The sequence below is a fragment of the Paenibacillus sp. P4_A9 genome, from assembly GCF_056402415.1.
The window spans coordinates 1-12,437 of the sequence record NZ_JBFUHL010000098.1 but is presented as its reverse complement, the minus strand read 5'-3'; the positions used below and the strand labels follow the sequence as shown (position 1 = coordinate 12,437).

The 12,437-nt window shown below is 45.1% G+C and carries 13 protein-coding genes; 10 read left to right on the top strand and 3 right to left on the bottom strand.

The features are described from left to right. Positions 1–144: 144 nt before the first annotated feature. Complete coding sequence (gene sigW / locus AC1DVJ_RS28305; protein WP_477595760.1) at positions 145–756, bottom strand: RNA polymerase sigma factor SigW; 612 nt, start codon at positions 754–756, stop codon at positions 145–147. 518 nt (positions 757–1,274) lie between these two features. Here sigW and AC1DVJ_RS28300 point away from each other — a divergent pair. The 8 genes from AC1DVJ_RS28300 to yajC all read left to right on the top strand — a co-directional run bounded on the left by AC1DVJ_RS28300 (position 1,275) and on the right by yajC (position 9,281). Beyond that, the gene (locus tag AC1DVJ_RS28300; RefSeq protein WP_477595758.1) at positions 1,275–1,937 is read left to right on the top strand and encodes a BofC C-terminal domain-containing protein; all 663 of its coding nucleotides are present in this window, start codon (positions 1,275–1,277) and stop codon (positions 1,935–1,937) included. A gap of 225 nt (positions 1,938–2,162) precedes the next feature. Beyond that, entirely contained in the window at positions 2,163–2,663 is a 501-nt protein-coding gene (gene ruvC, locus AC1DVJ_RS28295) for a crossover junction endodeoxyribonuclease RuvC (RefSeq protein ID WP_477595756.1), read from the top strand. Further along, positions 2,660–3,289 (top strand): Holliday junction branch migration protein RuvA, encoded by a 630-nt coding sequence (gene ruvA / locus AC1DVJ_RS28290; RefSeq protein ID WP_477595754.1) that lies wholly within the window; start codon positions 2,660–2,662, stop codon positions 3,287–3,289. Before ruvC ends, ruvA begins: the two co-directional genes overlap by 4 nt. Positions 3,290–3,321: 32 nt before the next feature. Further along, positions 3,322–4,329: a Holliday junction branch migration DNA helicase RuvB gene (ruvB, locus tag AC1DVJ_RS28285; RefSeq protein ID WP_477595753.1), complete on the top strand. Its 1,008-nt coding sequence runs from the start codon at positions 3,322–3,324 to the stop codon at positions 4,327–4,329. 149 nt (positions 4,330–4,478) lie between these two features. After that, complete coding sequence (locus AC1DVJ_RS28280; protein WP_477595751.1) at positions 4,479–6,680, top strand: SpoIID/LytB domain-containing protein; 2,202 nt, start codon at positions 4,479–4,481, stop codon at positions 6,678–6,680. Positions 6,681–6,689: 9 nt separating this feature from the next. Further along, complete coding sequence (gene queA, locus AC1DVJ_RS28275) at positions 6,690–7,769, top strand: tRNA preQ1(34) S-adenosylmethionine ribosyltransferase-isomerase QueA (protein ID WP_477595749.1); 1,080 nt, start codon at positions 6,690–6,692, stop codon at positions 7,767–7,769. 48 nt (positions 7,770–7,817) lie between these two features. After that, on the top strand, positions 7,818–8,957 hold the full coding sequence (gene tgt, locus AC1DVJ_RS28270) for a tRNA guanosine(34) transglycosylase Tgt (RefSeq protein WP_477595747.1): 1,140 nt from the start codon (positions 7,818–7,820) through the stop codon (positions 8,955–8,957). Between the two features lie 15 nt (positions 8,958–8,972). Next, positions 8,973–9,281, top strand: a complete 309-nt coding sequence (gene yajC, locus AC1DVJ_RS28265; RefSeq protein ID WP_477595745.1) for a preprotein translocase subunit YajC — start codon at positions 8,973–8,975, stop codon at positions 9,279–9,281. A 58-nt stretch (positions 9,282–9,339) separates the two neighbouring features. Here yajC and AC1DVJ_RS28260 read toward each other — a convergent pair whose 3' ends face one another. Both AC1DVJ_RS28260 and AC1DVJ_RS28255 read right to left on the bottom strand, forming a co-directional pair. Then, a complete protein-coding gene (locus AC1DVJ_RS28260) occupies positions 9,340–10,179 on the bottom strand; it encodes a phosphatase PAP2 family protein (protein WP_477595743.1) in 840 nt (279 codons plus the stop codon). A 97-nt stretch (positions 10,180–10,276) separates the two neighbouring features. Continuing rightward, complete coding sequence (locus AC1DVJ_RS28255) at positions 10,277–10,675, bottom strand: TIGR04086 family membrane protein (RefSeq protein ID WP_477595741.1); 399 nt, start codon at positions 10,673–10,675, stop codon at positions 10,277–10,279. A gap of 93 nt (positions 10,676–10,768) precedes the next feature. On the opposite strand from AC1DVJ_RS28255, the gene AC1DVJ_RS28250 reads away from it, so the two are divergent. Further along, entirely contained in the window at positions 10,769–12,097 is a 1,329-nt protein-coding gene (locus AC1DVJ_RS28250; RefSeq protein ID WP_477595739.1) for an ArsB/NhaD family transporter, read from the top strand. A 104-nt stretch (positions 12,098–12,201) separates the two neighbouring features. Next, a partial coding sequence (locus AC1DVJ_RS28245; protein ID WP_477595737.1) for a DUF421 domain-containing protein occupies positions 12,202–12,437 on the top strand: 236 nt, incomplete at its 3' end.

Here is a 12,437-nt window from a genome sequence, read left to right as displayed (position 1 = left end):
CTTCCTACAGCAACAACAACGAGCTACAGAGAAACGTGAAGTAAGTAAACCAAATAGCCCTTGGATTAATTTCTAGATGACAAAAAAGAAGCCTCTAACCACGATTACAGCGTGGATAGAGGCTTCTTCTCATTGTGAAGGGAATCAAGCGATCATGCCTAATGTGAAAAATGTCATTAAACCAATAACGAAATTCATACCCCACTTTTTACGAAGAAGCTCACGCCCTCGATGCAAGCGAGTTTTCACCGTAGTAATCGGCAGGTTCAGTCGCTCACTAATTTCTTGAAGAGAAAGCTCCTCTAAATAGTAGAGGGTAATAATACCCTTATATTTATCCGCTAATTTATTAATGGATGCGTGCATGTGCTCTTGAATTTCAGCTTGGAGCAGGGCATGTTCTGGAGATTGATCCTGACTAGCAAGCTTACTATAGTAGCTGTAATCGTCATCGAGATCATTTAACTCCGCATCGAGGGATTGAACGGGCCTTTTTTTGCGTAGTAAATCTATGGCAACATTTTTTCCGATCCGATAAATCCAAGTTGAGAAATTTTGGCTTTCATCAAAGTGGTTTAAATTCAAATAAACGCGGATAAAGGTTTCTTGGACAATATCCTCGGAATCAGGACGGTTATGCAGCATTCGAAACGCAAGCTGTTGGATCTTATTACGATAAAGCTCGACTAACTCCACGAAAGCGTTGCGATCGCCCCGTCTGGATAATTGAATTAATTGAAGTTCAGCCACATTCATGATGTTTCCCTCCTTAGAGTTGTCGTTTAGAAAAGGTGTATTAAAGTCTCATTTGCTTAATTCATATATATCGTCTTTCATGCATGCCTATGAGAGTTTTTCATCTATCTTTGACTATATCATTTCTGCGGCTACAGTCAAATTCAAATGAGAGGTAGAGTCCTTTTATAACCATTTGTTACCGATATCATGTAGCTTTCGTGACGCTTTATAGGGATCTTTGACGAAGTCAAAGTCTCTCTGCTAGGAATGGGGACTTGGACTTGACTGGGAAACAGAGGTTGTGTTCGAATTAGAGCTCCCTGACCCAACCTTATGAATTTCGTTCCATAATGCCACACTTCCCCAGAATAAAATGACTCCGATAATAAGAAGAGTTGTGCGTTTAATTGGTTTTCTTCCGTTCAAGGTTTAATTCACCATCCGTCATGATTGGTTACATTCTCTTCTATGGTAAATGATGTATAGTGCTTCTTGCAAATGGAAACAATACGAAAAAACAAGAAGAAGGGGATAACGTGAATGTACAACGGTTCTTGAAGCAATTGAAAAAAAGGCTACGCTGGAAACGCAGTTGGTTGACCCTAGGGATGTTCGTTCTGGTTGTTATTGTTACCTGGTTAGTTTTTGGTGATAATGACCGTCATAACCCGAAAGTTGCCATTCAAGCGACCATCGCTGGTTTAACGCCAGAAGATGATGTACGTCTTCAGGAAGCAACAAAGCGGTTGCAAACCATTTCGGATCGCAGAGAAAGCTATTTGCTCAAGTCCTATGTTTGTGGTGAAGAACGCATTCAGTTGGGTTCGCATACTTCACAAGAATTACTCTCACTGCAGAAGCAACATCCTAGTTGGCAGTTAAATATCCAGGCAGCTGGCGAGGTTGTTTTTACGGAAAACATTGAAGATCTATCTCCAGACTGCAAAGAAAAAGCAGTATTCGGGATTGACGGCAGCAGCAACTTGTCGTTATTCAACGGTACCCCTGCAAACAATCACATTATTCGAACCTTTTTCCAACTAAATATACAGCAATTAGAAAGCAGCTTGCCACGAGATACGGTTGCACAACTGCACGAGGGAATCAGAGTCTCCGATATAGAGGAGTATAATAGCGTATTATCGACATTCAGCGATTATGCCATAGAAGTTACGGAAGGTGCCATGTCGCGTCCCTAGTTCCAAGAATACCATAGATATAGCCCAAGAGATAGTTTCGGGAAATCCCGAGTCTATCTCTTTTTTTCATTCTCTGCTATAATGGAAAATGACTACATATGTTCGCTTTTTTATAAAATATAAGCATTTATTTGTTTCACATTATAAGTTGGCTATATTTCACCATAAACGCTCCCGTCCTAGGAGGACGGTGTAGTCGTTTATTTCGGATGGGAGAGAAATACTTTGCGTATTCTAGGGATTGATCCAGGGATCGCGATCGTAGGCTTTGGCTTTATTGATAAAATCGGCAGTAAACTAGTTCCGGTACAATATGGTTCGATTCAAACGGAAGCACATACAGATCCTGGTATCCGATTGAAGGATGTCTATGACGCTACAGTGCAATTGATTGAGAAATATAAACCAGATGTGATGTCCATTGAGAAACTATTTTTTAATCGAAATGTAACAACGGCATTCACAGTAGGCCAAGCGCGAGGTGTGATGATACTTGCGGGAGTGCAGGCTGGGTTGCCGATTGCTGAATATACGCCGCTTCAAGTGAAGCAGGCCGTTGTTGGATATGGAAAGGCTGAGAAGAAGCAAGTGCAGGAGATGGTCAAAGTTTTGCTGAAGCTGTCACAAGTGCCGAAGCCAGATGATGTCGCTGATGCGCTCGCTATCGCTATTTGTCATGCACATTCCTCTGCACTTCAATCTAGGATAAACGAGGTCAAACGATGATAGATTTCTTACGAGGTAAAGTTGCCCTGCGTGAAAGTGATTATGCGGTTCTCGATGTGAATGGCGTGGGCTATCGGGTATTCTGTCCGAATCCTTATGCGCTTTCGCATAAGGAAAATGAGGATGTTACGATGTTCATCCATTATCATGTACGGGAAGACGCTCATCTTCTGTTCGGCTTTATCACACGTGATGAGCAGTCCTTATTTCGCTTATTACTAGATGTGAGTGGTATTGGCCCCAAAGTAGCGCTCGGTATTCTCGCAGCAGGCGGAAGGCCTGAAGCGGTAATTCTAGCGATTAGTCAAGAAAATCTGGCGTTTCTGACGAAGCTTCCTGGTATTGGGAAGAAAACAGCCCAACGCATTATTCTAGACTTGAAGGACAAGCTGGGCTCTGTGAGCTTCTCGAGTCCAGAAGCCGCTGTCGCGTTAAGTATTGTCGGATCAGCACAATTAACAGAGGGCGGTTTGCCTTGGAGCGAGGCGAAGGAAGCCTTAATGACGCTTGGCTATACGGAGGCAGAGGTTGATCGTGCTTGGCTGCAAGTGAAGCCTAAAGCAGGGCCATCAGATTCCGTAGATATTCTAGTGAAGCTTGCTTTGCAAGCTCTATTCACCATGTAAGAAACTGAGCGTGCAAATGAAGGAGGGACACCATGGACAATGACCGGATCATATCGGCTAATTTTATGATGGAGGACAATGTGGTCGAGTATAGTCTACGTCCTCGTTATTTGGCTGAATATATCGGCCAGAAGCAGGCGAAGGAGAACCTCAAGATCTATATTGAAGCTGCAAAGATGAGGAAAGAAGCTCTAGATCATGTACTTCTATATGGACCACCTGGACTTGGGAAAACAACGCTATCCAACATTATCGCCAACGAGCTTGGCGTGAATATTCGTACAACCTCCGGGCCTGCCATTGAGCGGCCTGGAGATCTTGCGGCCATCCTGACGAATCTGCAGGAAGGGGATGTGCTCTTTATCGATGAGATTCACCGACTCCACCGAACGGTGGAAGAGGTGCTGTACCCAGCGATGGAGGATTTTGCCCTTGATATTATTATCGGCAAGGGGCCTAGTGCACGTTCCGTGCGACTCGACCTGCCGCCATTTACCTTGATCGGCGCCACGACGCGTGTTGGGCTGCTCTCTGCGCCTCTGCGCGACCGTTTCGGGGTTGTCAGTCGTCTGGAGTTCTATACGGTAGACGAGCTTAGCTACATCGTTAGTCGGACAGCCGACATCCTGCAGGTCGGCATCGTTGGCGAAGCTGCACGCGAGATCGGGATGCGCTCGCGCGGAACTCCGCGTATCGCCAATCGCTTATTGAAGCGGGTACGCGACTTTGCGCAGGTGAGAGGCGACGGTATTATCACAATGGAGTTAGCCAAAGAGTCGCTAAGACTCCTGCAAGTGGATGATTTGGGCTTGGATGAAATTGACCATAAAATGCTGCGCGCTATTATTCAGAGCTTCCAAGGGGGCCCTGTCGGGCTCGAAACCATCGCAGCAACCATTGGTGAGGAAAGTCAAACGATTGAAGATGTTTACGAGCCGTATTTGCTTCAAATCGGTTTTATGCAGCGTACACCTAGAGGTCGGACCGTGACGCCGCAGGCCTATCACCACCTTGGGTTACCTGTACCAGAGCAACGTTAATTCGTTACGTCATTGGTAAGCTTTTGCCGCTGCTGAAAGGGCGGGCAAGAGCTTTTTTTGTCTTTTTTTCTGCGAACCAACAAAACTTCTGTCTCTTACTAGAGTCTACATTACTAGATGAACGGAGAAAGAAAGGATTCGATACCTTTATGTTTGGAAGACTTCAGCGGGTTAACCCAAAGCGTATTGCCATCTTAACGACAGCGGTTTTAACATTTTCAGCCATTTCATATGGGAGTTCTGAGGCTAGTGCAGTGGGCGTTAAGCATTTGGATCAAATTCGTGTTGCACTTGTAATTAACGCTACCAAATATAAAAAGATAGAGCCGCTAGTTTCACTCTCGTCACCGGGCGGATTTGATATCGGCGTTCGCGGTTCAGCGGACACAGCGGCAACACCTTGGGCTTCCATTTCGGATACAACTATTCGGATGTCATTAGATCAGTATAGTATGATGATGCTGGAAACGTCAGACTTCACAGCGGCAAAGACATTGAACGCAAAGCTGGCTGTGATGCCAGAGGAAAGCTATGTGTTAAGTCGTGCTAGGCTGGGGAAGATGGTGTATCAAGTCTATTACGGGAATCTGCCTACGAAGGCTGAAGCCGAAAATGCAGCAGCACAAGCGTTGAGGGACGCGACGGTTGCTACCTTGACGAAAACGGCCTCTCCAGCGATCAGTGGTCCCCTCCATTTGAGTGCGGGGACATTTGCTTCAGAGGCGGCAGCACAGCAGCAAATCGCTGTGTACACACAAGCTGGTGTTATAGCTGATCTGGTTTTACAGGCAGATGGCACAGGTAAAGTAAGCTATGGTGTTTGGGTAGGTAGTGAGGCGACAGACGCCAAACTCGAGGCTGTGAAGCAAGAAGCGCTGAAAGCTGCGCCGGGTACACCGCTACAAGCTGCGAATACGAAGGCTGCGTACTTGATCCGAAGGTCAGATGTAACCACTTCAAGCAGCCCCTCAGGGGCAGTGGGCCACTATGTGACTGCCGTAGGTGAGCAGAAAACGGTGATTCATCCTAAGAAGCAGGGCATCGCTGTGAAAGAGCGCTTGGACCGTAGTTTCCGCGGAGATATGGAAATAAGCACGTATCATGACCGACTAGCCTTAGTGAATGAAGTTCCTATGGAACAATACTTATATGGGGTTATTGGTGCAGAGCTCAGCTCGCTTTGGCCAGCAGAAGCATTGAAGGCTCAGGCAGTTGCGGCACGTACGTATGCGATCTATCAAGGGAATAAGTATGAAATCGCACAGGTTACAGATACAACGCTTGACCAGGCGTACTACGGCTTGGATAAAGAATTTACGGCCGGCAATCAAGCGGTTGATGCTACGAAGGATGAAGTCATTTCAGATAAACGCGGCTTAATTTCACCTGTATTCGGCTCGAATGCTGGCGGTATAACAGCAGATGCTACGGAGGCATGGGGGAATTCAGTTGACTATCTGCGAAGTGTTCCAAGCCTGGATGAAGGTGCTGAACAGGGCAAAGCCATTTGGTATCAAATTCAACTGACAGACGGTCGTATCGGCTTTGTACATAGCATGTATGTTAAGGATAGTGGACAGAAAGATAAGGCAGGTAAGGCAATTTACGAAGCAACAGAGCCGGATGTCAATGTGCGTCTCGCACCTTATGTTGATAATGTTGGGAATCCTGCGATAGCTAAACTGGCTGCCAAAGAGAAGGTCGTCATTCTTGGTCAAGAGCGGGAATCGAATGCTTATTCCTGGATTAGAGGTCCTTATACATTAAGTGAAATCAAAAGTAAGCTTGAAGCCGCTAAGATAACCATCAACGGGGAGTTGACCTCGTTGGAGGTTTCCAAAAGAGGTCCTTCTGGCCGAGCGATCGAGTTGAAAGCGAACGGTGTTGTCGTGAAATTGGATAATCCGGATGCCATTCGTGCAGCACTTGGCGGTTTGCCAAGCACACTGTTTGAAATAGAAGGAGCAGGCAGTTATACTGGTACTAGCTCTAATGTTCCAAGCTTAGCAATCCTGAGCAGCACGGGGGTTGTTACGAGCAGTTTGTCCTCCGATAGTGTCTACGTGTTATCTGGGAAACAATCGCAACCAACTGCAGTGAAGAAAGCGGATTTGATGACGATAAGCAGTACGGGCGTAAGTAAGCCTGCGTTGACAGGAATGGGGACTCCTGGCATCCCAAGCAAAGGAACGACTACCCTGCAAGGAAATCAAATTATTTTCCGTGGAAAAGGGTTTGGTCATGGTGTAGGGATGTCGCAATGGGGCGCAAAAGGCTTTGCAGAAAAGGGCTACGATTACAAAAAAATACTCCAGACTTACTATACTGGAGTTAACATAACGAAGGAATGAATAACTAACATGGAAGTACAAGCTTTCGATTTTGAATTACCTGAATCCTTGATTGCCCAGACGCCGCTGTTACAACGCACGGCGTCTAGGTTGCTTACACTGAATAAAGAAACAGGCGAAACCGCTCATCGCACATTTGAAGATCTTATTGCCTACCTAGAAGCCGGGGATTTACTCGTGATGAATGACACACGAGTCATTCCAGCACGGCTTTTTGGTATGAAGAAAGACACAGGCGCTAAAGTCGAATTATTGTTACTGAAGCCGCTCGGCGAGGATCGATGGGAGGCTTTAGTTAAGCCAGGGAAACGCATGCAATTAGGGGCAATTGCGGAATTTGGCGTGACGACTGACGAGGGTAGTGAACCGCTTCTAACTGCGGAAGTCGTAGAGGTGGGAGACATGGGGGCTCGTGTGCTGCAATTCAGATACACAGGTATTTTCAATGAAATCCTTGATCGATTAGGCGAGATGCCGCTTCCGCCCTATATCAAGGAGCAGCTATCAGAGCGGGAACGATACCAAACCGTCTACGCAAAGCATGAAGGGTCATCCGCCGCGCCAACGGCAGGCTTGCACTTTACAGAGGACTATTTGGAAAGACTAAAGGCCAAAGGCGTTCGGCTTGCCTTCGTAACGCTGCATGTAGGTCTAGGCACTTTCCGCCCTGTATCGGTGGACAAGATCGAAGATCACCAAATGCATGCCGAGTATTACATACTATCAGCGGAAACAGCTTCACTGATTAATGAAACCAAATCAGCGGGTAAACGCGTCATAGCAGTCGGAACGACATCTGCACGGACGTTGGAGACGGCCGCTGGATTGAGCCGTGAGCAAGCAGGCTACATCGAGGGCGAACCTGTACTCATTCAGCCTTCGCAGGGCTGGACGTCGATCTTCATTTATCCCGGCTACACGTTTGGCGTCGTCGATGCTTTGCTAACGAATTTCCATCTACCAAAGTCAACATTACTCATGCTCATTAGTGCACTGGCTGGCAAGACGAACGTCATGAGAGCTTACGAAGAAGCTGTGGAAGAGCAGTATCGATTTTTCAGTTTTGGCGATGCCATGCTGATTTACTAAGACCATATACGAACAAGATGAGCAAGCTTAGAATAGGAAGTGGATAACATGACAGCAGCAGTAACCTATGAACCGATCAAAACCTGTAAACAATCCGGCGCTCGTTTAGGCCGCGTACACACCCCGCATGGCGTTATAGAAACGCCGGCATTTATGCCGGTGGGCACACAGGCAACTGTGAAAACGATGAGTCCAGAAGAATTAAAAACAATGGACGCCCAAATCATCTTAAGCAATACGTACCATTTGTTCATTCGTCCTGGACATGAGATTGTGAAAGATGCTGGCGGATTACACAAGTTCATGAATTGGGATCGTCCTATTCTAACGGACAGTGGTGGTTTCCAAGTATTCAGCTTAAGCAATATGCGTAAAATTACCGAGGAAGGCGTTACATTCAAATCGCATTTGAATGGTGACAAGCTATTTCTTTCTCCGGAAAAGGCAATGGAGATTCAGAATGCGCTAGGTTCGGACATTATGATGGCTTTTGACGAATGTCCGCCATTCCCAGCCGAATATGAGTATGTGAAAAAATCGTTGGAGCGTACGACGCGGTGGGCAGAGCGTTGTCTACAAAGCCATGCTAGACCCCAGGATCAAGGCTTGTTTGCCATTATCCAAGGCGGCATGCATGAGGATCTCCGCAAGCTGAGCGCAGAGCAGTTGACTTCCATGGATTTCCCGGGGTATGCTATTGGTGGACTGAGTGTAGGTGAACCTAAGCATTTGATGTATGAAGTGCTAGATTACACGACACCCTTGATGCCTGCGAACAAGCCTCGTTATCTGATGGGGGTTGGCTCACCGGATGCACTAATTGAAGGCGCTATCCGAGGCATCGATATGTTCGATTGTGTGTTACCGACGCGGATTGCTAGAAATGGGACTTGCATGACAAGTTCAGGACGTCTTGTTATTCGTAACGCGAAATATGCGACTGACTTTGGTCCGCTAGATGCCAAATGTTCCTGTTACACATGTACGAACTATAGCCGCGCTTATATTCGTCACCTCATCAAAGCGGATGAAACGTTTGGCATTCGATTGACGACGATTCATAATCTTCACTTTCTACTACAGCTTATGCGTGAGGTTAGAGAAGCTATTAAGGAAGATCGATTACTTGATTTCCGTGATACCTTCTTTGCTGCTTACGGGCTGAATGATAATGAAAGAGGATTCTAAGAGAGGAGGATACCGATGTTTTTATCAGCTGAAGAAACTACTGGAGCAGTAAGTTACTTGTATACATACGGGCCTTTAGTGCTCATGTTCGTCGTTTTATACTTCTTACTTATTCGTCCACAGCAAAAAAGACAGAAAACACGTAGTCAAATGCTCGGGGGATTGAAAAAAGGGGATAAGGTTGTAACGATTGGCGGACTTCATGGCACAATTGTAGAAATCACAGATGACATTTGTGTACTTCGTGTCAACGATGCAACGAAAATGACATTTGATCGCTCTGCGGTTAATGCGGTTGCGCAAACGCCTGCTGCAAAGGAATAAATTAAAAAAGCGAGGACCTATAATAGGCTCTCGCTTTTGTTTGTATATCCACTTGAAATTAATATTCGTTATTCTTTACTCGACGCTTGAGGAGTGCGCGCTCACCAAGGATGAGACGACCTTCGGCAATGCGAAGACCCATTCGTGCAGCTACGACACCAAGTACAACACCGGCACACATATCAGATACCCAGTGAATGCCTAGATAGAAGATTGTGAAAATAATAATGGCTGCTGTGCAAGGAACGAAAATTTTCCAAAACGTATTTCGGCTTTTTACTGCGATGACCGCCATTGAAATAGAGATCGATGTGTGTAAGCTAGGGAAGCAATTGTCTAGACCTGATAATGGTCTGTAATCTTGCTCAAATGTTGGGAATACATCTAAGATAAGTAGATCTACTTTTGGATGGAAAAACCATACTTCATTAACCGGGAAGAAGAGATAAAACGGAATGGCAATCATATAATTGAACATGAGTGCATAACAAACTGCATAGAAAAGCTTATGATTCTTCTGGTACGTGTAGATTGCAATGGAAGTAATCATGATGGAAGGAAAAATAATAACATAGAAATAACTGCAGATGACCGTAAGAATATCATTGTGGAAAAAGTTTTGAATCGTTGCTACAAAGTCACCTTCAATGCCGTAAATCGACTTCGTGAAATCGGCTTTGTATTGCATCCCTTTTTCGATTGCCATCTCCATCTTGTTGAACATTAGAATCAAAAGCAACGCGATGAAATGAAAAAGGAACTTGCGGGAAGTAAATATTTCTTGAACTAAGCTGCTCGCAATGGTGTATGGACTCTTTCGCGTTGCGATAATTACAAAAGCAAAAATTGTTAGTACAATATAGACTGTCGCATGCGTCATAGATTGAAAAGGGCTCATGTTGTATCCCCCCTATATATTGGAAGTTTTGTGCGGCAATAACTATGACATTATACCACATTCAACGGGGGGGAAGTGTAATCTTCACGGAAAAGACTTATTTTTGCGTATTTACACCAAGTATGCCTCCGAGCGCCCCAGCTGCGAATAAAATGCCAAGTAATTGGAGGGATTGAAGATTCAACCCTGCATCAAATGCTAGAAAACCGACTAAGAAAATAAGTAAGAAATAAAAGACGCCTACCATGCCCCCATGATACCAGCCGCGACTCCCGGCTCTTTTACCTGAAACCCATCCTCCAATAAATAAGGAGACCGCGTGGATGATCGTTGTTAGTGTGTGTAAGGAGCTTTCTTGTGTGCTTGTTAATAGCAAAAACAAGGAGGTTAAGATGGTTCCAATGGTCATCATCGTAAATGAATAGACGAGTCCTGAAAATAAAGGCGATGTTATTCGAACCTGACTGACCGTTTTCATAGGGTTCACAGGCATCATTCCTTTCCTATATTCGAACGCTTCATTATCATCATTGTATGGCCAAGCACATAGAATTAGTACAAACTATAGATCAAAGGAGTGTGATTATTTATGATTGAATTCTCTCAGGGGCCAGCTATGTGGCAAGCCATAGCTGCGCTGCTTATTTTCGCGGCGGCTTATATGTGTATATTGATTGAAAAATGGGATCGTATGTATACCGCGCTAGGTGGAGCCTTGCTCATGCTGATTTTAGGCATTGTACCGCTTCAAAAGGCGCTGACAAGCTACGCGAATTGGCCGATCTTGATCTATCTCGTGAGCCTTTTCATCCTATCCAGCCTCTTTCAGAGGACAGGCATTATTTCTTATCTCGTAAGTTCAATTGTGCGAAAATACCGTATGCGGGCACTAACGCTTATTATTAGCCTTTCGCTGCTTGGAGCGCTCATTTCTGCTCTGTTGGACAGCTTAATGGCTGTCGTTGTCATTGTCCCTTTTATCATTATTGCTTCTAAGAAAATGAGATTACTGCCAGCTCCATTTCTAATCTCCCTGTTATTATCTGTACATATTGGCGGAGCAGCAACCATCATGGGAAACGTGCCTAGCCGTATGCTTGGGGCGTCTGGACATATCTCGGCAGTGGACATGTTCATAAGGCTGTTACCATTGATCATCTTGCTATTAGCCGTGGTCTATCTCATTATGTGGTTGATCTACCGCAAGCGTTTGGTTGCAGCCGAAGCTTATATGCGTGAGCTGCTCAGTTTAAAGCCAAGCTCCTATTTATCATCAAATAGAGGATACGTTCTGGGAAGCAGCCTAATAACGGGCTTGACCATTGTAACGCTTTGCCTTCATGGTGTACTTGCATGGAGCCCAGCTTACATTGCCGCGTGTGGGGCCATTGCATTACTCGCAATGAATTACAAAGACATGCTAAACCTTATAAAAAGTAAAGACTATGGCACGGTGTGGCATCATCTGAAAGAGACACAATGGCTCTTTTTCTTAGGATTGTTCATCATGGCTGGTGGTTTAACCTATGCGGGCTTTTCGGGATTCATTGCAAGCAGGGGGCTTGAACTCAGCCAAGGGAGTATTCCCTTCTTATCAATTCTATTGCTGTGGCTTAATAGCTTTGGAGCTGCAATGATGGACAATATCCCTTTCATAGCGGCTATGATTCCGATTGTCGACCACATGGAGCAGCTTTTAGAAGTATCTACGCAGCCGATTTGGTGGGCATTGATCGTTGGGAGTGGCATCGGAAGCGGTGTAACGCTAATTAGCTCAATCGCAAGTTTATACGCAGCATCATTTACCTATTATGACGGAGTTAAGCTAAAACAAAGTGAATATGTGGTAATTGCAGCACCGATCTGTTTCGTTCTGCTGTTGATTTCAACAATATATTTCAAATTATTCTTGTTGTAATTGCCAACAATTGAATACGTAATATCTGCATGATGAAGTGCGTAGGCGGTCAGAATACCAGTGAACTCCGAGAACAAGCAAGAGCTTAGATCAGGGAGGTTGCGATGGATATTCTGACCATTTTTTTGCGTACGGTGCTTATCTATTTTGTCGTTTTTCTCATGCTGCGTATCATGGGGAAACGTGAAATAGGTAAACTGTCGCTTTTCGATCTTGTCATCTCTATCATGATTGCGGAAATTGCTGTTTTCGTCCTTGAGGATGCCAAAAAACCCCTAATGTCTGGATTATTACCCATGGGGACGTTGGTGCTTATTCAAGTTGTCATTGCGTATATTAA

What these genes read in the sequence shown, in the direction of transcription:
- queA (WP_477595749.1), top strand. Translation starts at nt 6,690, where the DNA reads ATGGAAGTACAAGCTTTCGATTTTGAATTACCTGAATCCTTGATTGCC.
- tgt (WP_477595747.1), top strand. Translation starts at nt 7,818, where the DNA reads ATGACAGCAGCAGTAACCTATGAACCGATCAAAACCTGTAAACAATCC.
- ruvB (WP_477595753.1), top strand. Translation starts at nt 3,322, where the DNA reads ATGGACAATGACCGGATCATATCGGCTAATTTTATGATGGAGGACAAT.
- AC1DVJ_RS28260 (WP_477595743.1), bottom strand. Translation starts at nt 10,179, where the DNA reads ATGAGCCCTTTTCAATCTATGACGCATGCGACAGTCTATATTGTACTA.
- AC1DVJ_RS28255 (WP_477595741.1), bottom strand. Translation starts at nt 10,675, where the DNA reads ATGATGCCTGTGAACCCTATGAAAACGGTCAGTCAGGTTCGAATAACA.
- ruvA (WP_477595754.1), top strand. Translation starts at nt 2,660, where the DNA reads ATGATAGATTTCTTACGAGGTAAAGTTGCCCTGCGTGAAAGTGATTAT.
- yajC (WP_477595745.1), top strand. Translation starts at nt 8,973, where the DNA reads ATGTTTTTATCAGCTGAAGAAACTACTGGAGCAGTAAGTTACTTGTAT.
- AC1DVJ_RS28250 (WP_477595739.1), top strand. Translation starts at nt 10,769, where the DNA reads ATGATTGAATTCTCTCAGGGGCCAGCTATGTGGCAAGCCATAGCTGCG.
- AC1DVJ_RS28280 (WP_477595751.1), top strand. Translation starts at nt 4,479, where the DNA reads ATGTTTGGAAGACTTCAGCGGGTTAACCCAAAGCGTATTGCCATCTTA.
- sigW (WP_477595760.1), bottom strand. Translation starts at nt 756, where the DNA reads ATGAATGTGGCTGAACTTCAATTAATTCAATTATCCAGACGGGGCGAT.